General features: G+C 66.1%; 23 protein-coding genes. 14 read left to right on the plus strand and 9 right to left on the minus strand.

The genetic code is table 11. The annotated features are described in order from the left end of the window. The first annotated feature begins 39 nt into the window (after nt 1–39). Nucleotides 40–1,146 carry an AGE family epimerase/isomerase gene (locus IPU70_RS25395; protein ID WP_207471639.1) on the plus strand — a complete coding sequence of 369 codons (1,107 nt, stop codon included), beginning with the start codon at nt 40–42 and terminating at the stop codon, nt 1,144–1,146. 103 nt (nt 1,147–1,249) lie between these two features. Then, nucleotides 1,250–1,465 (plus strand): hypothetical protein, encoded by a 216-nt coding sequence (locus IPU70_RS33105; RefSeq protein WP_013392952.1) that lies wholly within the window; start codon nt 1,250–1,252, stop codon nt 1,463–1,465. Between the two features lie 106 nt (nt 1,466–1,571). Here the strand turns inward: IPU70_RS33105 and IPU70_RS25400 are convergent, their stop codons facing one another. After that, nucleotides 1,572–2,504: a LysR substrate-binding domain-containing protein gene (locus IPU70_RS25400; protein WP_207471641.1), complete on the minus strand. Its 933-nt coding sequence runs from the start codon at nt 2,502–2,504 to the stop codon at nt 1,572–1,574. A 112-nt stretch (nt 2,505–2,616) separates the two neighbouring features. Here IPU70_RS25400 and IPU70_RS25405 point away from each other — a divergent pair, with 112 nt between their 5' ends. The 8 genes from IPU70_RS25405 to IPU70_RS25440 all read left to right on the plus strand — a co-directional run bounded on the left by IPU70_RS25405 (nt 2,617) and on the right by IPU70_RS25440 (nt 9,597). After that, nucleotides 2,617–3,606: a tripartite tricarboxylate transporter substrate binding protein gene (locus IPU70_RS25405; RefSeq protein ID WP_013392954.1), complete on the plus strand. Its 990-nt coding sequence runs from the start codon at nt 2,617–2,619 to the stop codon at nt 3,604–3,606. A gap of 2 nt (nt 3,607–3,608) precedes the next feature. Continuing rightward, complete coding sequence (locus tag IPU70_RS25410) at nt 3,609–4,478, plus strand: N-formylglutamate amidohydrolase (protein WP_207471643.1); 870 nt, start codon at nt 3,609–3,611, stop codon at nt 4,476–4,478. A 72-nt stretch (nt 4,479–4,550) separates the two neighbouring features. After that, nucleotides 4,551–4,892 (plus strand): hypothetical protein, encoded by a 342-nt coding sequence (locus tag IPU70_RS25415; protein ID WP_207471645.1) that lies wholly within the window; start codon nt 4,551–4,553, stop codon nt 4,890–4,892. Nucleotides 4,893–5,023: 131 nt separating this feature from the next. Then, complete coding sequence (locus IPU70_RS25420) at nt 5,024–6,055, plus strand: ABC transporter substrate-binding protein (RefSeq protein ID WP_207471647.1); 1,032 nt, start codon at nt 5,024–5,026, stop codon at nt 6,053–6,055. Next, entirely contained in the window at nt 6,042–7,058 is a 1,017-nt protein-coding gene (locus tag IPU70_RS25425; protein WP_207471649.1) for an ABC transporter permease, read from the plus strand. Before IPU70_RS25420 ends, IPU70_RS25425 begins: the two co-directional genes overlap by 14 nt. Further along, nucleotides 7,052–7,843 (plus strand): ABC transporter ATP-binding protein, encoded by a 792-nt coding sequence (locus tag IPU70_RS25430; RefSeq protein WP_207471651.1) that lies wholly within the window; start codon nt 7,052–7,054, stop codon nt 7,841–7,843. The genes IPU70_RS25425 and IPU70_RS25430 overlap by 7 nt, the downstream gene beginning before the upstream one ends. 59 nt (nt 7,844–7,902) lie before the next feature. Next, nucleotides 7,903–9,015, plus strand: a complete 1,113-nt coding sequence (locus IPU70_RS25435; RefSeq protein WP_207471653.1) for a c-type cytochrome — start codon at nt 7,903–7,905, stop codon at nt 9,013–9,015. A 48-nt stretch (nt 9,016–9,063) separates the two neighbouring features. Beyond that, nucleotides 9,064–9,597 (plus strand): OsmC family protein, encoded by a 534-nt coding sequence (locus IPU70_RS25440; RefSeq protein ID WP_207471655.1) that lies wholly within the window; start codon nt 9,064–9,066, stop codon nt 9,595–9,597. A 10-nt stretch (nt 9,598–9,607) separates the two neighbouring features. Here the strand turns inward: IPU70_RS25440 and IPU70_RS25445 are convergent, their stop codons facing one another. After that, complete coding sequence (locus IPU70_RS25445) at nt 9,608–10,450, minus strand: LysR family transcriptional regulator (RefSeq protein WP_207471657.1); 843 nt, start codon at nt 10,448–10,450, stop codon at nt 9,608–9,610. A 108-nt stretch (nt 10,451–10,558) separates the two neighbouring features. On the opposite strand from IPU70_RS25445, the gene IPU70_RS25450 reads away from it, so the two are divergent. Continuing rightward, entirely contained in the window at nt 10,559–11,542 is a 984-nt protein-coding gene (locus IPU70_RS25450; protein ID WP_207471659.1) for a bile acid:sodium symporter family protein, read from the plus strand. Between the two features lie 170 nt (nt 11,543–11,712). On the opposite strand, the gene IPU70_RS25455 is transcribed toward IPU70_RS25450, so the two are convergent. The 3 genes from IPU70_RS25455 to IPU70_RS25465 are packed head-to-tail and all read right to left on the minus strand — an operon-like array spanning nt 11,713 to nt 14,389. After that, nucleotides 11,713–12,177, minus strand: a complete 465-nt coding sequence (locus IPU70_RS25455; protein WP_207471666.1) for a chromate resistance protein ChrB domain-containing protein — start codon at nt 12,175–12,177, stop codon at nt 11,713–11,715. A gap of 21 nt (nt 12,178–12,198) precedes the next feature. Then, a complete protein-coding gene (locus IPU70_RS25460) occupies nt 12,199–13,398 on the minus strand; it encodes a chromate transporter (protein WP_207471669.1) in 1,200 nt (399 codons plus the stop codon). A gap of 25 nt (nt 13,399–13,423) precedes the next feature. Then, complete coding sequence (locus IPU70_RS25465; protein WP_207471671.1) at nt 13,424–14,389, minus strand: chromate resistance protein ChrB domain-containing protein; 966 nt, start codon at nt 14,387–14,389, stop codon at nt 13,424–13,426. 130 nt (nt 14,390–14,519) lie between these two features. On the opposite strand from IPU70_RS25465, the gene IPU70_RS25470 reads away from it, so the two are divergent. Together IPU70_RS25470 and IPU70_RS25475 are read left to right on the plus strand one after the other, a co-directional pair. Next, nucleotides 14,520–14,798, plus strand: coding sequence for a metal-sensing transcriptional repressor (locus IPU70_RS25470; RefSeq protein ID WP_207471680.1), 279 nt, complete (start codon nt 14,520–14,522; stop codon nt 14,796–14,798). A gap of 11 nt (nt 14,799–14,809) precedes the next feature. Then, complete coding sequence (locus IPU70_RS25475) at nt 14,810–15,685, plus strand: nickel/cobalt efflux transporter (RefSeq protein WP_207471688.1); 876 nt, start codon at nt 14,810–14,812, stop codon at nt 15,683–15,685. Here the strand turns inward: IPU70_RS25475 and IPU70_RS25480 are convergent. Further along, on the minus strand, nt 15,682–16,074 hold the full coding sequence (locus tag IPU70_RS25480; RefSeq protein ID WP_207471690.1) for a Rieske (2Fe-2S) protein: 393 nt from the start codon (nt 16,072–16,074) through the stop codon (nt 15,682–15,684). The genes IPU70_RS25475 and IPU70_RS25480 overlap by 4 nt on opposite strands. 52 nt (nt 16,075–16,126) lie before the next feature. Further along, the gene (locus IPU70_RS25485) at nt 16,127–17,932 is read right to left on the minus strand and encodes an ABC transporter ATP-binding protein/permease (protein ID WP_207471692.1); all 1,806 of its coding nucleotides are present in this window, start codon (nt 17,930–17,932) and stop codon (nt 16,127–16,129) included. 343 nt (nt 17,933–18,275) lie between these two features. On the opposite strand from IPU70_RS25485, the gene IPU70_RS25490 reads away from it, so the two are divergent. Then, nucleotides 18,276–19,103, plus strand: coding sequence for an aldo/keto reductase (locus tag IPU70_RS25490; protein ID WP_207471699.1), 828 nt, complete (start codon nt 18,276–18,278; stop codon nt 19,101–19,103). Nucleotides 19,104–19,142: 39 nt separating this feature from the next. Here IPU70_RS25490 and IPU70_RS25495 read toward each other — a convergent pair whose 3' ends face one another. Further along, entirely contained in the window at nt 19,143–19,328 is a 186-nt protein-coding gene (locus IPU70_RS25495; RefSeq protein ID WP_013392966.1) for a hypothetical protein, read from the minus strand. Then, on the minus strand, nt 19,325–20,500 hold the full coding sequence (locus IPU70_RS25500; RefSeq protein WP_013392967.1) for a PepSY domain-containing protein: 1,176 nt from the start codon (nt 20,498–20,500) through the stop codon (nt 19,325–19,327). The genes IPU70_RS25495 and IPU70_RS25500 overlap by 4 nt, the downstream gene beginning before the upstream one ends. Nucleotides 20,501–20,618 lie beyond the last annotated feature (118 nt).

Here is a 20,618-nt window from a genome sequence, read left to right on the forward strand (position 1 = left end):
CAAAATCTGGGGCCCTTATTGGGTATGCGCCGTTCCAAGATGACTGCCGCACAGACCAACTCTTCACTTGCGGAACACATCCGCGCATTACGCCACCATTTTGATTCCGTGGTCCTGCCCCTCTGGATGGGGCAGGGTTTCAATGGCGCGCTCGGTCTGCCTTTTGAATCGCTGGACGCGGCCACCGGCACTGCGCTGCCGGTTGAGCGCTACCGCGCCATGGCTTGCGCGCGCCAGCTCTACGTATTTTCAGAAGCGCCGGGCGTCGCCGCTGGCGCGCATGCCGATCTGCTGTTCGAATCGCTGCGGCGCGTGTTCCGCGACGAGGTTCATGGCGGTTGGCGCTACAGCGTGGATGCCGAGGCGCGTCCGCTGGACGAAACTCAGGACCTGTACACCCATGCCTTTATCGTGCTGGCTTGCGCGGCCTATTTCCGCCGCAGCCGCAACGCGGATGCGCGCAAACTCATGCTGGCCACGTCCTCGACCATCGAGGCGCGTTTCAAGACCGCCGATGGGCTGTATCACGCCGCGCTCAGCGCCGACCTGAGCCAGCCGCTGCGCGCGCCCGCGCAGAATCCCATGATGCATCTGACCGAGGCGTATCTGGCGGCGGCCCAGGTCGCGGAGCCCGCGCTGTACGCGCAGCGCCTGCGCGGCCTGGCGCAAGGCATCAGCCAATTCTTCGTGCACGCGGCCTCGCAATGCATTTCGGAAGCGCGGCAAGGCACGGCCGGCAACCGGCTGGAGCCCGGGCATCAGTTCGAATGGCTGTCGCTGGTGCATGGCTCGGCCGAGGTGTTCGACGGCCTGGACCTGGCGGAATCGCTGCCGCGCGCCGTGCGCTGGTCGCGCCGCCGAGGCGTGGATGCGGGCGGGGTGGTGGCCGCGCTGGACGAGTCCGGCGCCGTCATCGACGACACGCGCCGGATCTGGGCTCAGACCGAGTATCTGCGGGTGCTCGGCGTGCTGGGCGACCTGCCTGCGCTGGGGGCCGGCTTGGCCTTGTTCCGCGCGCGCTTCCTGCACCCGGGGGGCTGGCACGAATGCCTGGATGCGCAAGGGGCGGTGGTGCGCACGGACATGCCTTCGACCTCGCCGTACCACCTGGCGACCTGCCTGTCCGCCATGCCGACCGTTGTTTAATTGTGGCGTTAACAATTATTTTTGGATTTACCGTCACATATCGATAGAAAAGTATTGGTGAAATCCCTTACAATTTGGTTACTATGTTTGTAGGGAAGCATCAATGAGCGTTATGTGCCTGGCTTGCCAACGCATTAACCCTGGGCTCGCTGGCGTTGCGCCGCATGCCCATCTGGGGCATCAAGGCTTTACCAATCCGACACAGAAGGGCCGTGAGGAAAGCCGTGAAGATCATTTCCGCTGCCTGAGTTGCGGGGCGAAATGGCTGCGCGAGACCGACAAGTGGGGCGTGGACCTGGGGTTCAAGCTCGCGCCTTGAGCATTCCGCCGCGTCATGCGAACGGGCTCCTCAGCAGGAGCCCGTTTTCGTTTGGTAATAATTGACCGCCGCCGCGCGAAACCGCATGTTTCGCGCTGGCGCGCTTTCAGTCCGGGCCGGCGGCCAACACGTCCGGGTCGCGCCCGGCGGTTTCCAGCAGCCACTGGCGGAAGCAGGCCAGTGCGTAATGGTCGCGGCGCTGGGCCGGGGCGCACAAGTGGTAGCCGCGGGCGATGCGGATGGGCAGGTCGGGAAACGGAGCCGCCACGCGTCCGGCCTGCAGGTCGTCGCGGACCAGGCAGCGCTGCAGGACGGCGATGCCCATGTCGGCCATGACGGCGCGGACCAGGATGGAAACCTGGTCAAAGCCATTGGCCAGTTGGACCGAGGCGCGCGGCACGCCGGCGGCGCTCAGCCATTGCACCCAGTTGTCCACGCCGTTCGAGTGATACAGCAACGGCTCCCCGAGCAGGCCCGCGGGCGTGTCCCAGAGCCCTTGCGCGCGTCGCGCCGCCAGCCGGCCGGGGTGGCAGATCACGACCATTTCCCGTCCGATCACATAGTCCGCCTGCCAACCCGGCCATTGCTCCGGCATGCCGGACAGGATGCTGGCGTCGGGCGTCGCGCCCGAAAAATCCTCGTTGCGGCGATAGGCCGCGAAGCCTAGCTGGATATCGGGATGGCGCGCGTGAAAGTCGGACAGGCGTGGCACCAGCCAGGCGCTGGCCAGCGTCGGCACCGTGGACAGCGTCAGGCGCAGGCGGCGGTCGTTGGCGCGCAATCCGGCGCTGAGCGCTTCGATTTCCTGCAATGGGCCCTGCGCGCCGTCGTACAGGCGGCGCCCGGTTTCGGTCAGGGTCAGGCCATGGGCGTTGCGATGCATCAGCGGTTGGCCGAAATGCGCTTCCAGGCGCGAGATGGCCCGGCTGACGGCGCCCTGGGTGACACACAGGACCTCCGCGGCACGGGTGAAGCTGCCCAGGCGTGCCGCCGTCACGAAGGCGTGCAGTTCGGACATGGAGGGCGAGTGCAATCGCATCTAGCATGACCATTGGTAATGAAGCCGTGCAATATAGTCGTTTGAAAGGGGACCGTAAAGTTCGGACACTGGCGGCCTTGTCGTTTGACCTTCAACTTCCGGAGTCATCCCCATGTCCCGCCGCCTTCTGGGCCGGTCCGCGCGCTTCGCGCTCGCCGGCATGTTCGCCACGCTGACCTTTGCCGGCATCGCCCAAGCCGCCGACTATCCCGCCCGCCCCATCAAGCTGGTGGTGCCGTTCGCCGCCGGCGGTTCGACCGACATCGTGGCGCGCCTGGTGGCCGAGTACGCCGGCCGCGACCTGAAACAGACCATCGTGGTCGAGAACAAGGCCGGCGCCGGCGGTTCCATGGGCATGGAGCAGGTGGCGCGCGCCACGCCCGATGGCTACACCATCGGCATGGCCACGATGAGCACGCACGGCTCGAACCCGGCCGTGTTCCGCAAGATGAACTACGACCCGGTGAAGGATTTCGTGCCGGTGGCCAATGTGGTCGCGGTACCCAGCATCTTCGCGATCAACCCGGGCCTCCCGGCCAAGAACATGGCCGAATTCGTGGCCCTGGCCAAGAAGCAGCCGGAACGCTACAGCTTCGCCTCGCCGGGCGTGGGGTCGCTGGGCCACGTGAACATCGAGAACTTCATGATGCTGTCCGGCATCAAGCTGCTGCACGTGCCGTATCGCGGCGCGGGTCCTGCGCTCAATGACGTGATGGGCGGGCAGGTGGATGCGATCACCGACAACCTGTCCTCGACCCTGCCGCAGGTGCAGGGCGGCAAGCTGCGCGCGCTGGCCGTGCTGGGCGCCGAACGCTCGCCGCTGTTGCCCGACGTGCCGACCTACATCGAGCTGGGCTACCCCGACATGGGCACGGGCGGCTGGTTCGGCCTGGTGGCGCCCGCCGGCACGCCGCCGGCCGTGATCGAACGCCTGAACAAGGCAGTGCGCGCCGCCCAGGACGACCCGGAATTCCGCAAGAAGGCCGAGGAAGTGGGTGGTACGCTGGTGCGCACCACGCCCCAGGAGTTCGAGGCGCAGATCCAGCAGGCCCTGGCCCGTTATGCCAAGGTTGCCAAGACTGCCAATATTCAGGCTGATTGACGATGACCCACGCCGACTTCGACGCTGTTTCCGTACACGAGCCCACCGGCCCGGCCCTGCCGCTGGTCTGCGATTCGCCGCATAGCGGCGAGCGTTATCCGGACGATTTCGGCGCCGCGGCCACCCTGGCGCAGCTGCGCCAGGGCGAGGACACGCACGTGGACGCGTTGTGGTCGGCGGCGCCGGCCTTGGGCGCGACGCTGATCGCCGCGAACTTTCCGCGCGTCTACATCGACCCCAACCGCACGCTGCAGGATCTGGACCCCGAGCTGCTGGCCCAGCCCTGGCCCGAACCGCTGGACCCGGGCGAAAAGACCCGCCTGGGCAAGGGCTTGATCTGGCGCAGGATGGACCGGACCACGCCGATCTACGATCGCAAGCTGACGCTGGCCGAAGTGCGCCACCGCATCCAGGCGTACTACGAGCCCTACCACGCGGCCCTGTCGCAGGCGATCCAGCAGGTGCGGCAGCGCTTCGGCGCGGTCTGGCACCTGAACCTTCATTCCATGCCCAACGACGCCTACGAGCGCCTGGGCCGCCAGAGCGAGCATCCGCTGGCGGACTTCGTGCTGGGCGACCGCGACGGCACGACCTGCGAGCCTGAGTTCATCGCCCTGATCGAGGCGGCCTTGCGCGGCAAGGGCTATACCGTGGCTCGCAACGACCCATACAAGGGCGTGCAGCTGATCGCGCAGATCGGCCAGCCGGCCTTGAACCGCCATAGCCTGCAGGTGGAAATCCGCCGTCCGCTGTACATGGACGAGGCCACGCGTGAGCGCAATGCGGGCTTCGCGCCGCTGCAGGCCGACCTGTCCGACGTGCTGGAGCAGGTGGCGGCGTACGTGCGCACGCGCCAGGCGGCGCTGGCTTAAGTTTCCCTGCGGCGGGCCGTAGTCGGTAACAAGGAACCGCGCCTTTTTTGGACGCGGCCACACGGAACCGCAATGGCTGAGAAGATCATCAACGGATTTTCGGTGCTCGCGTACGCGACCCAACCCGAGGGGCGCGTGCCACCGCGCGCTTTCATCGAAACGCGGCGGCTGCCGAAGAAGCTGAGCCAGGCCGAACGGGACGCGCAGGCCGCGGCCCAGGCGGACGCGCAAGCGCAACCGGCTGACGCCGCGCCGGCAGACGTGCAGGACGCCGAGCCGGACACCCAGGCCTTCGAGATCTTCATCAGCCGGCGCTTCCGCAGCACGGTCGAGGCCATGTCGGCCGCGCGCAACGCGCTGGACCGCATCAAGCTGGTCGACGAGGACGGTGTTCCGGATCACTTGCCCGAGTAAGCCCTGCCCCTGGGCGGCGGTGCGCCGCCCATATTGTTATCCCGACTTTGTATTTGTCGAACCCCTGAGCGCAGGCCGATGATGCCGCATGGCAAACATCGCCATTCACGGTCTGCTCAAAAGGAAGGTTGATGAATACGAACGTCCATTCCCGCGCCATCTCCACGCGGGGAATCTCGCGCCGCGCGCTGTTGCGCGCGGCAGGCGCCGCGGGCCTTGCCGCGCCGCTGGGCATGCTGGGCTCGCGCGTGCTGGCTGCCAATGCGGCGCCGCGCACTTTCAAGATTGCATGGAGCCAGACCGCGGTCTGCCAGTCGCCTGTGTCGGTGGCGTTGGAGCGCGGCTTCTTCGACAAATACAACCTCAAGGTCGAACGCATCAACTTCAGCGGCTCCACCGATCAGCTGCTGGAGGCGATCGCCACCGGCCACGCCGATGGCGGCATCGGCATGGCGCTGCGCTGGTTGAAGCCGCTGGAGCAGGGCTTCGACGTCAAGCTGGCCGTGGGCACGCATGGCGGCTGCATGCGCTTGCTGACGGCGCAAGACTCGCCGATCCAGAGCGTCAACGATCTGAAGGGACGCCGCGTGGCGGTGTCTGACCAGGCCAGCCCGGTGAAGAACTTCTTCGCGATCCGCGTGGCGCAGTTGGGCATCGAGCCGGAATCGGTGGACTGGCGCCAGTATCCGCAAGACCTGTTTGGCGAGGTCCTGCGCAAGGGCGAGGTCGACGCCATCGCGGGCGATGATCCGTTGATCTACACGCTGCGCGAGGATAACAAGCTGCGCGAGATCGCCACCAACATCGAGGGCGACTACGAGAACCGCACCTGCTGCGTGCTGGGCCTCCGCGGCGACCTGGTACGCAAGGATCCCGAGGCCGCGGCAGCCATTGCGCGCGCGGTGATCGACGCGCAGCGCTGGACCGCTTCCAACCCGGACGAGACCGCGCGCATTTTCGCGCCCTATGTGCCCGGGAAGGTGCCGGCCGAACGCGTGGCCGCGATCCTGCGCAGCCATAGCCACGGGCACGCGTCGACCGGAGCGGCGCTGCGCGAGGAGATCGTGGGCTACGCCAAGGACCTGAAGACAATCAAGGTGCTGAGCGCGGGCCTGGACGTCAACAAGTACGCGCAAGTGGTGGTGCCCAATGTCCTCGGCTGACGTATTGCATGCCCCGGCCGCGGGCGCGAATCCGCCTGCGCGCGACCGGCGCTTGTGGAAGTCTGGCATCGTGGCCGCCGTCCTGTGGGCGGGCGTGGGCGCTGTGACGCTGTCATGGCCGAATGTGGAAGTCGGCTTTTCGTCCTGGGGCTATACGCAAGAATTCGGCGCGGCGGCCTTGGCGCTGGCGTTGCTGCTGTTGCTGGCGGCAGTGCCGGGAGCGGGGCAGTTGCGTGCAGTGCGCGCCTTGCACTGCGCGGGCCCCTGGCTCGCGGCCCTGGCCGTGGCGGTGGGCGCCTGGGAGATCGCGACGGCCAAGCTGGCGCTCCTGCCCAGCCCGTTCTTCGCGCCGCCGCAGTCGCTGATCGAGGTCTACGCCACCGACTACAAACGGCTGGCCGACAGCCTGGCGAACTCGCTGTGGCTGCTGGCCAACGGCTTTCTGCTGGGCGCCGCCGCAGGCTTTCTGACTGGGGTCGCCATCGGCTGGTCGCGCGCCCTGGGCTATTGGGTGCATCCGGTGCTGCGTTTCCTGGGGCCGGTGCCGTCCACGGCCTTGCTGCCGATGGCGTTCTTCTTCTTTCCGTCGAGCTGGTCGGCAGCGGTCTTCCTGATCGCCCTGGCCACCTGGTTTCCGGTCACGGTGCTGACCTGGTCGGGTGTGGCGGGCGTGAACCGAGCGTACTACGACGTGGCGCGCACCATGGGCGCCACTGAATGGTTCCTGGTACTGCGCGTGGCGATTCCGGCGGCCTTGCCGCAGGTATTCGTGGGCCTGTTCATGGGTCTGGGCGCGTCGTTCTCGGTGCTGGTGGCGGCCGAGATGATGGGCGTGAAATCCGGCTTGGGCTGGTATCTGTCATGGGCCCAGGGCTGGGCCTCCTACGCCAATATGTACGGCGCGTTGATTGTGATGGCGCTGGTGTTCTCGGGCCTCATCACCTTGCTGTTCCTGGGACGTGACCGCCTCCTGGCCTGGCAGAAGGGAGTCGTGAAATGGTAGCGGCGGCCGTCTCTGAAAAGCAGAAAGCATCCGGCGCCGCGCTGGCCGTGCGCGGCGTGAACCATCACTTCGACCTGGATGGCGCGGACTTGCCGGTGCTGGACGGCATAGACCTGGACGTGAAGCCGGGCGAGTTCGTGGCCTTGCTGGGGCCCAGCGGCTGCGGCAAGTCCACGCTGCTGCGCCTGGTCGCGGGCCTGGAGCCTCCGGCCGAAGGCGGTCTGCTGGCGGACGGCGAGCCCATCAAGGGACCTTCGCCTTCGCGCATCGTGGTGTTCCAGGATCCCACGCTGTATCCCTGGCGAACGGTCTGGGACAACGTGGCCCTGGGACTGCAGGCGCGTGGGCTGTTGAAGACGCAGCGCAGCCGGGTGGACGAGGCCTTGCAACGCGTGGGTCTGAAGGCGTTCGGCCAGGCCTACCCGCACCAGCTGTCCGGCGGCATGGCGCAGCGCGCCGCGCTGGCGCGCGCGCTGGTCAACGATCCGCGCATCCTGATCCTGGACGAGCCGCTGGGCAAGCTCGACTCGCTGACCCGCATCGCCATGCAGTCCGAACTGGTGGACCTGTGGCAGCGCGAAGGCTACACGGCCTTGCTGGTCACGCACGATGTGGAGGAGGCGCTGTTCATGGCCACGCGCATCGTGGTGCTGAGCGAGCGGCCGGCGCGAATCAAGGACGAGATCGTCAACGACCTGCCGTACCCCAGGCATCGCGGCGATCCGCGCCTGGCGGCCTTGCGCCATCGCGCGCTGGCCTTGCTGGGGTTGGACGCGACGTGGTGAGCATCGCGCGACGCCGGCCGGCGGATGCCGCTCGCGCGGCGCGGCCGGGCCGGCGGCGCATGGCAGCGCTGCTGATAGTTGGGTTCGCCGCGTTGGCGCTGACCCTGGCCGCTGCGGGCTGGCGTTCGCTAGTCCAGGCTCCGGTATTGACGTACTGGCCGTTCGCCTGGCGCTATGACCCGGACCTGCCCGTAAGTCCGCATACCTGGCGCCAGTTGTGGCTGGCGCTGGCGCAGTCGGCGACGGCGTTGGCGCTGTTGTGCGGCGCGCTGTTCGCCAAACGCCGGCGGTTGGCATGGCTGAGCGCCGCCGCCGCGCTGGCGCTGCTGACCGACTGGCCGCGTCCGCAGATGCTGCTGACCGAGGCGCACAGTTCCTCCTATCAGCTTTCACCGCTGCCGTTCTCCGACGCCAACCTGCTGCAAGGCGGGCGGCTGTACCAGGCGCATTGCGCCGCATGCCATGGCGCGGCAGCCGATGGACGGGGCGAGCTTGCGGCCAGCCTGCCAGTGTGGCCCAGCGTGCTGGGACCGGCCCTGTTCCAGAACCGGCTGGAAGGGGAGCTGCACTGGCGCATCGCGCATGGCGGCCAGGAGCCGGCCGGCAAGCCCGCGATGCCCGCGTTCGGCGCAACGCTGACCGCTGGGGAGATATGGCAGGTGCTGGACCATTTGCGTTTGCGGGCCTATGGGGCCGGCGGCGGCAGCGGCATGCCTGCGGTGGCCGCGCCTGTCGTCGAAATCGTCTGCCGTGATGGTCGGGCGACTCGGCTCAGCGGCCTGCGTGGTTTGCCCCTGCGTGTGATGGCCCATGCGCCGGGCGCGCCCGCGGAACCGCAGGATCCGCGGCTGCTTAGCGTGGCGCTGACGCGAGGCGGGGCGCAGGACGTCAATGCGGATTGCGTGGCGGCCGGCGCAGGCGCCTGGAACGCCTATGCGCTGGCAGCGGGCGTGCCGCCTGACGAACTGGCGGGCGCGCAGTTCATGGTCGACCGCCGGGGCTGGCTGCGCGCGCGCCGCCTGCCGGGGGCGGCCCCGGCCTGGACCAGCGCGGACGAGGTGTGCGGGCCGGGAGGGCGGATGGAGGGCACGACGGCCGGCGGGCTGGGCCAACTATTGCAGGCGATGGATCGTGCGCCCATCGCCATTCCGGATGCGCGTCGCGAGCATTAGGCGCGGCGCTTGTCCTAGCACTTAACAACTCCAAGCGAGGTCTGCAACATGAGTACGTTGAACGAGTATCTGGGCCAGAAACGCCAGGCGGTGCTGAGGCGCAACGCGCGCGATCCGCAGACCGTGACGCCTGTGAAATTGCGCGCGCAGGTCAGCGCCGAAGGCCGCAGCGGCGTGCGCCGCATTCGGATCCGCGATCACCAGGTGGTTAGCGACAGCCCTGCCGATTTCGCGGGCTACGACTTGGGGCCGAGTTCGCCCGAGCTATTGCTGGGATCGCTGGGCAGTTGCCTGACGCACATCTTTTTGATCAAAGCGGCAGAACTTGAATTGCCGCTGGAGTCGTTGTTGGTGGAGATAGAAGGGTACCTGGATCCGCGCGGCGGCAAGCCGGGCTATGAGCAGGTGCCGTTCTTTCCACACAACATCCGCTATACCGCGCACATCGTGTCGCCGGCCGACGAGAGCGCAGTGCGCGCCGTGCACGAAGCGGTGGAGCAATGGTGCCCGATCCTGAACCTGCTCAAGCAGCCGCAGCCACTGGAAGGCCGCGTGCAGCACACCCGCTCGGCGGCGCAGTAGGGAAAAAGCCTCAGGTCAGCATGCTGCGCATCAGGATCTCGGTCAGGGCCCGCGTGGGCTTGTTGGGCGCGGGCGCCGAGATCACGATGAATTCCACCTGAGGCAGCGCCGGCAACTGCGCCGCGCCCGCCGGCGCGGCCAGCCCCGCGGTGGATAGATGCGAGGGCTGCACCGTGATGCCCAGGCCGGCGCGGGCGGCGGCCTGGCAGCCCGCGTAGCTGGTACTGGTGCACACGATCTGCCAACTGCGGCCGGCGCGGGCCAGCGCGTCCAGCGTCAGGCTGCGCGTTACGCTAGGCTCGCGCAGCAGGATCAGCGGCAGCGGCTCGCCGGGCGCCACGCGCAGGCCTTCCTTGGCCCGCCACAGCAGGGCTTCCTTGTGCAGGGTCTGGCCGCGGCGGTCGCCCTTGCGGCGCTTGCCTATCATCACGTCCAGGCCGTTGTCGTCCAGCAGCTTGTAGAGCTCGCTGGTGACGCCGATGGTCAGGTCCAGTTCCACTTCGGGGTGGGCCAGCCGGAACGCGGCCAGCACGTCGGGCAGGGGACCCATCGCCAGGTCGTCCGAGGTGCCCAGGCGCACCCGCCCGCGCAGGCGGGGCGCGTCGAACAGGCGCTCGGCCCGTTCGTGCGCGTCCAGGATGATCTGGGCATGCACCAGCAGGCTGCGGCCGTCGCTGGTGAGCGCGAGCGAGTGCGTGTCGCGCTGGAACAGGCGGCGGTTCAGGGCCTGCTCCAGCTGGCGGATGTGCTCGCTGACCGTGGGCTGGGTCAGGCCCAGCCGTCGGGCGGTTTCGGTGAAGCTGGGCGCGGCGGCGGCGGCCGTGAAGGTCTTGAGCCAGAGGGGATTGAGCATGGCGGCCTGGTCATAGAAGATTCCGATGACAGTTAAAGTACCTAGTGGTCTTCACGATGGCAAGAGGCGCGCCTATAGTTTTCCGCAACCTGTACGGAAACCTTTGCCATGCGCCGCTTCCTGCCCGACCAATTCACGCTCATCCTGATCGCCACGGTGGTCTTCGCCAGCTTTTTCCCGGCCGTGGGCCAGGGCGCGGCCTTCATGACCGTGGCCAGCAACATCGCCATTTCGCTGCTGTTCTTCCTGCATGGCGCGCGCCTGTCCACGGATGCCATCGTGGCGGGGGTGAAGGACGTGCGCCTGCATGCGCTGATCCTGGCTTGCACCTTCGTGCTCTTTCCGGCGCTGGGCCTGGGGCTGCGGGCGCTGTTCCCCAATCTGTTGACGCCGTCGCTGTGGCTGGGCGTGCTGTTCGTCTGCACCCTGTCTTCGACCGTGCAGTCGTCGATCGCCTTTACCTCCATGGCGCGCGGCAACGTGCCGGGCGCGATCTGCGCGGCCACGGCGTCCAACCTGCTGGGCACCGTGCTGACGCCGCTGCTGGTGGCGGTGCTGCTGCACCGCCAGGGCGGCGGGCACGGGTTGGCCGATGCCGGCCGCATCCTGCTGCAATTGCTGCTGCCGTTCGCCGTGGGCAGCCTGCTGCGGCCCTGGATCGGCGCCTGGGCCCAGCGCAACAACCGCACGTTGTCGAAAGTGGACCGCAGCTCCATCCTGCTGGCCGTCTACACGGCGTTCAGCGAGGCGGTGGCGCAGGGCATCTGGCACGCGTTCCCGCCGATCGACCTGGCCTCCATGGTGCTGGTCAACGCCTTGCTGCTGGGCACGGTGCTGCTGGTCACGACCTGGGGCAGCCGCAAGCTGGGGCTGTCGAAGGAAAACGAGATCACGCTGGTCTTCTGCGGCTCGAAGAAGTCGCTGGCCTCGGGGATTCCGCTGGCCACCGTGCTGTTCGGCACCTCGCAGATGGGGGTGGTGGTGCTGCCGCTGATGATCTTCCACCAGATGCAGCTGATGGTCTGCGCGGTGCTGGCGCGCCGCTACGCGGAACGGCAGGCGCCGGCTGAAGCCGCGGTGGTGCAAGCTTGAGCGCGAGAAAGTCCGGCCGAGGCGTGCTGCTTCAAAAGCTACTCCGTGATGGGTTCCACACGCTGCCCGACCGAGCGCCAGGCCGCTATTCCGCCCAGCAGATATCAGGAACGGATATGCTTTGCATGAGGGTCTCCGCAAAGACGCAGTGGTTCGGCTGGAATGGCCCCTTATGCCATCGGCATGAGCGGTGGCCAGCGGTGCGTTTCTCCTTGGCACGATTGGCACCAGGCATAAAAGGCGTCGTACATGACCATGCCATGGCCGAGCATGACGTGGTCGTTGGCGTACAAGTGCGACAAGCCCAGCGACAGTGCGTACAGTCCGGCTGACTGTGGTGTCAGGTCCAGGCGCGAGGTGTCGGCGCCGCGAACGATGGTGGCCATTTGCTGCAGCGCCGGGTTGTCCGCCAGCCCGTACTTATCGAGGAAAGCGTCAAAGCTGCAAAACTCTCCAACGTGGGAAAGTTCCACGCCAGGGATGTCATAGGGAATAGCGGCGGTTTCCTTGGCGATGCGTAGAACTTCCCCCGCCGGCACGTAGAGAAATTCTGGCGTTTCGTCGATGAACCGGGCGATTAGCCATGGGCAGGCGATGCGGTCGATCTTGGGCCGTTCACGAGTGATCCATTGCATGATGAACTCCTGGAGAAGCACTTAGTGCAGCAGCGGATAAACCGCCAGGCCGATCATCGCCGCGCCAGCAACGATCATCGGCTCCGAAAGTTTTTTAAAGCACAGCAGCAACAGCACTGCAGCCATTGCCAACAGCAATGTCGGCACATCGACGATCGTGCGCCGGGCGATAACGATGACTGCGCCCACGATGGCGCCGATCGCAGCGGCCGTCACGCCATCAACGAAGGCGAGAATGCCGGGCAGTTTTCCGTACTTCTTGAAGTACGGCGCCGGGATGATGGTGAACAGATAACAAGGCAGAAAGGTGGCCAAGGCCGCCACACCGGCTCCGGGCAAGCCCGCGACCAGGTAGCCGATGAAGCCGACCGTGATGACAACGGGTCCCGGCGTGATCATGGCGACCGCCACTGCATCGACGAACTGCTTGTCATTGAGCCAGTGGAAGTCGGTAACCACGCTGCCGTAGAGAAACGGCACGATGGCCAGCCCGGAGCCGAAGACGAAAGCTCCCGCCTTGGCGAAGAACAATCCGATCTGCCAGAGCAGCGGCCAATCCAGCGTGCTCAGCGTAGCCCCCGCCGGCACGGATACCGCTGCCGCCGCCGACAGATGACCGGACTTTACCCATCTGGGCGGCGCGCGCCAAAACCAGACCAGCAGGCCGGCCGCCAGAAACAGCCAAGCTGTTTCGGATTCGGTGATGACGGTGACGACGGCTAGCGCCAGATAGATGGCCCACAACAGCTTGTCCTTGCCCACGCTCTTGGTAGTGAGCTTGTAGCCACTGATGGCAATGATGCCGATCACCGCAGCGCTCACGCCGTAGAACACGGCTTGCATCCAGGCCAGGCCGCCAAAACGCATATATGCCCACCCCAGGGCAACGACCATGAAGAACGACGGCAGGACGAAGGAGATCCCCACCAGTGTGGCGCCAAGAACGCGGTAATGCACGTAGCCGAGATAAATGGCGAGCTGCGCGGCCAGAGGACCTGGCGCGAGCTGGGCGAGCGCCAAACCTTCCTTGTAGTCGCCGTCGGCGATCCAGCCTCTTCCCTCCACCAGATCGCGGCGCATATAACCGGCCAGGGCAACCGGCCCCCCAAAGCCCAGGGCCCCTAGCCGGATGAAATACCAGACTAGTTGCCTGAGGGTATAGGTTGGTTGCGCGACAAGCGTTGCCGCACTGTCGCAGGCGGATTCTTGGGACGGATTCATGGTTGCGCTCTTGAACAGAGGACAGTCAGGTCTTACGCCCGCCGGAGAAATGGGCGTACAGGGAATCCAGTACGGTGCAGGCTTCGAGCAGCAAAGCATCGTCGTCGGACAGGCGTTTGCGAGCGCCAGCCAGGATGGCTTCAAAGCCCGCCGCTTCCGGCACCGTGGCACCGCCCACGTCGAGCGCATGCACCAGCGTTCCCAACAGCGCGAGGCCGCGATTCTCCTCCAAACCGAAACTGGCAAGCAGGACTTCGAACGACACCCGATCGCCGACGTGCGTGAAAGTGGCGCCGTCGAAATCGAATCCCAGGGCGTCGGCCGGGCAGTCAGCCGGGGTTTCCAGCCACAGAAAGCGCGCGGAAGGGTCAATGAAGCGCTGGATCAGCCACGCGCAGGCAACTCGATCAACCCAGATATGGCGTCGGGTCGCCCAGAGGCGTCCCCGATGGTTCATGGGATCGCGGCGCGCTATGCCGCCCCCCGATGCGTGGGGTTCGCCGGGCGACAGGAGGGATTCGATCGCATTGGCGAAATCGCGCTGCTGCGCCTGCGCGCGGAGCGACGTTTCAGCCGGAAAGAAATCTATGCGGCGCAACGCCTGATAGCTACGTTCGTAGCGGCGCAACAGGCGGTTGAGCTCAGTCGCCTTCAACTCAGCCAGCGTCTGGCGCGCCTGGGCCAGTTCCGCCAGCCAAACATCGTAGTCGGCCGAACGGTCGAACAGGACCCGGAACGAGGCGGACTCGTCATTGTCCTGGGACTGGACCCGCAGCAGCCAAGCCTGACCGCCTTCTTCGCTCGTTTCGGCGGCCAGATCCGTCAGCTGGAGCGCCTGTTCGGCGTGCGCCGGCAGCAGATAGGCTCCATCGCGCAAGGCGGCGCACCCCAACGCCTTGAGCTTGCGCCAGATGCGCATGCGCGCCGTGGCGCCGTTGGTGGGCAGGCTGACGATAAGCAGTAGCCAAGAGGAGGCAAGTGGCGTGTCCATGGGGAGCAGAATATGAAAGCATTGCTATCTCTGCAATCATGTAGATATCGCTACAGACCGATACTCCCTTTCCCCGATCGACGACATGGTTTCCTTAATCATATCCTCCCGGAGGGGATATGATGGCTCCATGAACAAACCCGATCCTCATCATCATCACGATGCCGTCGCCAAGCGCCTCAAGCGAGCAGAAGGCCATTTGCGCAGCATCCTGGCAATGATGGAAGCACATCGTCCCTGTCTTGAATTGGCCCAGCAGTTGCATGCGGTCGAGCGTGCGATTGCCCAGGCCAAGAAGATCCTCATTCAAGACCATATTGACCATTGCTTGCAGGATGCGGTGGGCGAGTTGGACCAGGACAGACAGCGCGTGATAGACGAATTCAAAGAAATCACCAAGTACCTTTAAGAACGCCATCCATGCTGTCGTTTTCCGATTTGATTGCCCAGGGTGCTACGCATGCCTGGCTGTTTATTCCCAGCGCCATCCTGCTGGGCGCTCTACACGGGCTGGAGCCCGGCCACTCCAAGACGATGATGGCGGCGTTCATCGTCGCGATCAGAGGGACCGTGTGGCAGGCTGTGCTGCTTGGAATCACCGCGACCATTTCGCACACCTTGATTGTGTGGGGAATCGGGTTGGGCGGCCTGTACCTCTGGCGCGGAGTCGCTGCGGAGGAACTGGAACCATATTTCCAGCTGGCGTCCGGGGTGATCATCGTGCTGATCGCTGCATGGATGTTTTGGCGGACCTGGCGTGATCAGCATGGCGCAAGCCACGACCATCATCACCATGACCATCGCAATGACCACGGGCATGCCCACAGCCATGCCGTCGCATTCACGGAGCCAGATCAACGCCAGCGTGATCATCGCCATGAAGGGCCGCGAGGACTGGACGTCGCGGGCGTTGGGTATCAGGACGCCCACCAGCTTGCGCACGCCAATGACATCCGGCGGCGCTTCGCCAACCGGAACGTAACCAACTGGCAGATTGCCCTGTTTGGCCTGACCGGCGGGCTTATTCCTTGCCCCGCGGCAATTACGGTGCTCCTGCTGTGCCTGCAATTGAAGGAATTCACGCTCGGAGCGGTGCTGGTGCTGTGCTTCTCGATCGGACTGGCCATCACGCTGGTGACGGTCGGTGCCGTGGCGGCGCTAAGCGTACGCCAAGTCAACAAGCGTGCTCCGTGGTTTAGCGCAGTCGCCCAGCGGGCTCCCTATCTCTCCAGCCTGCTGATCATCGCCGTGGGCATCTATGTGGGAGTGAATGGATGGCTGGGCATGCGGGGCTAGTCGTCGGCCGCGTCTTCCAAAGGACGGATCTTGCCGGCCGGCTGCCAATAGACCGCGCCGTCGCGTTCCTCGACCGCCAGCACGGTCAGGCGGCCATTCTTACAGGGCCCGCCCACGCACAGGCCGGTGTCGGGCTGGTAGGTGGCGCCGTGGCGCGCGCACATGATCAGGTCGCCGGCGCGGGTGAAGAAGCTGCCTTCCCAATCCAGTTCCACGCCCACGTGGGCGCAGCGGTTCAGGTAACCATGCACGCGGTCCTGGTAGCGCACGAAGAACGCGGTGGTCCGGCCTGCGGCGTCGGACACGGGAATCTTCACGCCCAGGCCGCCATTGGCGAGGTCGGAGGAGGCGCAGACGCGGACGGCGGGGGCGGGGGGCGGATCCTGCATGGGTGGCCTGGAATGCAAAAGGGTGCGATGTTCGGACAGGGCGCCGGGCTTGTCAATCCGGCGCGCCGGCCTGGGCGCTTTCCTGCTGCCGGGCCCACATGCCGGCGTAGACGCCGCCGTGCGCCAGCAGTTGCGGATGGCGGCCGCGTTCGACGATGCGGCCCTCGCCCAGCACGATGATCTCGTCCGCGTCCGCCACGGTGGACAGGCGATGGGCGATGATGAGGGTGCTGCGGCCTTGGCTGACTTCGCGCAGATTGGCCTGGATTTCACGTTCGGTATGACTGTCCAGCGCGCTGGTGGCCTCGTCGAACAGGAAGATGGCGGGATTCTTCAGGATGGTGCGGGCGATCGCCACGCGTTGCTTTTCGCCGCCCGACAGCTTCAGCCCGCGTTCGCCGACCATGGTCTGGTAGCCGTCCGGCATGGCCATGATCAGGTCGTGGATGTGCGCCAGGCGCGCCGCCGCCTGGATTTCGCCCTCGGTGGCGCCGGGGCGGCCGTAGCCGATGTTGTAGAGGATGGTGTCGTTGAACAGCACGGTGTCCTGCGGCACGACGCCGATCGCGGCCCGCAGGCTGGCTTGCGTCACCTCGCGCACGTCCTGGCCGTCGATAAGGATGGCGCCGCCATCGGCGTCATAGAAGCGGAACAGCAGGCGCGCGATGGTCGATTTTCCGGCGCCTGACGTGCCGACGACGGCCACGGTCTTGCCGGCCGGGATGGTGAAGCTGACGCCCTTCAGGATGGGCCGGCGCGCGTCGTAGCCGAAATGCACGTCGCGGAATTCCACCTCGCCGCCGGTCACGCGCAGCGGCTGGGCATCGGGCCGGTCGGCCACTTCGCGGTCCTGTCCCAGCAGTTCGAACATGCGCTCCATGTCGATGATGGCCTGCTTGATCTCGCGGTACACGAAGCCGAAGAAGCTCAACGGCTGGTACAGCTGCAGCAGGTAGGTGTTGACCAGGACGAAATCGCCCAGCGTGTAGCGGCCCTCGGCGATGCCGGTGGCGGCCATCCACATGACCAGGGTCAGGCCCACCGAGATGATGGCGGCCTGGCCGACGTTGAGGACGGACAGGCTGACCTGGCTGCGCACGGCGGCGCGCTCGTAGCGGGTGAGCGAGGCGTCGTAGCGGCGGGCTTCGTGCTCCTCGTTGCCGAAGTACTTGACCGTTTCGTAGTTCAGCAGGCTTTCGATGGCCTTGGTGTTGGCCTCGGAGTCGGTTTCGTTCATCTGGCGCCGGAACTTGGCGCGCCATTCCGTGACCAGCAGCGTATACGCCATGTAGAGCGTGACCGTGGCGCCGGTGGCCAGCGCCAGCCAGATGTCGAACATCTTCCACAGCACGATACAGACCAGCCCGATTTCGAAGAAGGTGGGCAAGATGCTGAAGAGCAGGAACGACAGCAAGGTCTGGATGCCCTTGGTGCCGCGTTCGATGGCGCGGTTCAGGCCGCCGGTCTGGCGCGTCAGGTGAAAGCGCAGCGACAGCGCGTGCAGGTGGCGAAAGACCTGCAGCCCGACCGCGCGGATGGCGTGCTGCCCGACCCGGGCGAAGATGGCGTCACGCAGCTCCGAGAACAGCAGCGACAGCACCCGGGCGGTGCCGTAGGCCAGGATCAGGCCCAGCGGCACCGTGACGGCGCCCGGTGCGCCCTTGCCCAATTGGTCGATGGCCTGCTTGTACAGCAGGGGGACATAGACCGTGGCGGCCTTGGCCGCGAACAGGCAGAGCAGGGCCGCGACCACGCGCGCCTTGAGGCCGGTTTCGCCGGGCGGCCAGAGATATGGGAAGAGGGTGCGCAGGGTAGAGAAACCGCCGCGGCGCTCGGGCCGCGTGTCAGGAGCATTCATGGTCAGGGCCGGGAGGGTTATGCATGGGCCGGCGGGCCGTCGGAAGCGCATTATCGGCTACGGGCCGCATTTCTGCCGCGGGGCCGCGCCAGGGGCGGAAATAGCTGCTTTGGCGGGGGGCATTCAAGGAATTGGCGGCCGTGGGGGTATTATCGGCCTCACGGCCCCTGGGATGTGTACACCTCTCCCGGGGGTTTTCAATCCGGCACGGTGACTCGGGCGCAGCCTGGCGGGCCCGTTTTTTTACTATCTCAACCAAGGACGAAGCCTGGCTGCCCCTTGGTTGCGCGACCCGGCGCATATTCGCCGCGCGGACGTCGCGTCGCAAGCTACGGAGGTTCTTATGGCGAAAGTACCCGCAGTGAAATTGAACGACGGCGGCAAGATTCCCCAGCTGGGCCTGGGCGTCTGGCAGGTGCCGAACGATCAGGCGGCCGCAAGCGTGAAAGAGGCGCTGGCGGCCGGCTACCGCTCGGTGGACACGGCGGCCATCTATGGCAACGAGGCTGGCGTGGGCGCGGGCTTGCGCGCGGCTGGCGTGGCGCGCAAGGATCTGTATGTCACGACCAAGCTCTGGAACGACAGGCACGGCTACGACGAAGCCCACAAGGCCATGGACGAGAGCCTGGAAAAACTGGGCCTGGCCTACGTGGACCTGTACCTGATCCATTGGCCCGTGGCTGGCAGCACCAAGTTCGTGGACGCCTGGAAGGCCATGATCGAAATGAAGGAAGACGGCCGCGCGCGTTCGATCGGCGTGTCCAATTTCACCCAGGCCAACCTGGAACGGTTGATCGACGCCTCCGGCGTGACGCCGGCGGTCAATCAGGTCGAACTGCACCCCGGCTTCACCCAGCGCGCGCTGCGGGACTTCCATGCCAGGCACGGCATCGCGACGGAGTCATGGAGCCCCCTGGCCCAGGGCGGCGTGGCGAAGGACAAGGTCATCCTGGACCTGGCGCGGAAGCACGGCAAGTCGCCCGCCCAGGTGACGCTGCGCTGGCACCTGCAGAACGATCTGATCGTGATTCCGAAGTCGGTGACGCCGGCCCGCATCCGCGAGAACATCGATGTCTTCGACTTCGAGCTGTCGGCGGCGGACATGGCTGCCATCGACGGTATCAAGGAAGGCGGACGCCTGGGGCCGGACCCGGAAGTGTTTGGCAAGTAGCCGTATTGCACGCGGGCGGCGCCTGGCGCGCCGCGCGCGCTACGGTTTCAGCGGGAACACCCAATAGCGTGCGATCACCGCCAGCAGGATGGCCAGGGAGGTCCAGGACGCCCAGTGCCAGCCCCCCGTGCCCAGCAGGGCGGCCAGCAGGCCGAACACGCTGAGCACGCCCAGCAGGATCGGGGCGCCCCAGACAAACATGAAACCACGGGCTGTCTTGCTCATGCGGGAGTCCTTTTGGGGATGGCGGCGGCTTGGTGTTTGCGCACGAGTTCGGCGATGCGCGCCTCGGTGGCGCGGCGGCGGGCCAGCCAGAGATAGAGGCCGCTGACCAGGACCACGATCGTGATGACGTCCAGCAGCGCCCAGATGATTTTCAAGGGCAGGCCGCCATAGTCGCCGAAGTGCAGCGGGCGCGAGACTTCCAGCGCGGTCAGGTACCAGGGCATCTTGGCCACGGTGGTCAGTTCGCCGGTCTTGCCGTCCACCAGCACGGGCGTGTTCAGCTTGGAGGTCAGCGGCGTGTCGCCGCGCATCCAGGTGATGTAGTGGTGAGGGCTGCCGAAGGCGTTGCCGGGGAAGGCGATGAACGACACCTCGTTGCCGGGCAGGGCCTTGCGGGCCGTATCGGCGGCGGCATGGGCCGATGCCAGCTCGGTGGGCACGCTCTGGCCCTTGTAGGGTTCCAGGATGCGCACCAGTTCGGTCGATTGCCACAGGCGGAACAGTGGCGTGGATAGTTCGTTGATCACGCCGGTAATGCCCACCACGAAGGCCCAGACCAGCGTCACGATGCCCAGCAGATTGTGCAGGTCCAGCCATTTCAGGCGGGTGGAGCGGGTGGCGCGCACGGTGCCGAATTCCAGCTTCTTCATGAAGGGGCCGTAGAGCACCACGCCGGAAACGATGGCCACGCAGAACAGCAGCCCCATGAAGCCCAGGAACAGCTCGCCGGGCAGCCCCGCGAACAGGTCCACGTGCAGGGCCAGCATGATGCCCATGAAGGAAAACTTGTCCTGCGTGTAGAGCGGGCCGTCCAGCAGCACGTCGCCGGTGCGCGCGTCCATGCGCACGGCATGGCCGGACACCTGGCCGTCGCCGGGCGTTTTCGCCATGCCCACATAGACTTGCGGCTCGTCGGGGTCGAAGAACAGGTAGTCGACGACTTCGCCCGGATACATGGCGCGGGCGCTGTCGACCAACTGGTCGAGGTTGGCGCGAGGGGTCGAGGCCGGCACGTCGGACAGCGGCTTGCCATCGTCGAGCCAGTGTTCGATCTCGTGGTGGAACACCAGAGGCAAACCGGTAAGACAGATGATGAGCAGGAAGATCGTGCAGACCAGGCTGGTCCATTTGTGGACCAGGTACCAGGTTTTGATGGTGGACGCGGCAGTCATGGGGAGGGCGGTGCCCTTGCAGGCGCGGGTTGGAGAAAACTGAATATTATCGCGAATAATATCGATTCTCGTAACCAAATTTTGACCACAGCCTTGCTAGGGGGGGCAGTCGGGTGGG

Origin of the sequence: Achromobacter sp. SD115, from assembly GCF_017355315.1 — a bacterium.
Taxonomy (GTDB): Bacteria; Pseudomonadota; Gammaproteobacteria; order Burkholderiales; family Burkholderiaceae_B; genus Achromobacter; species Achromobacter xylosoxidans_B.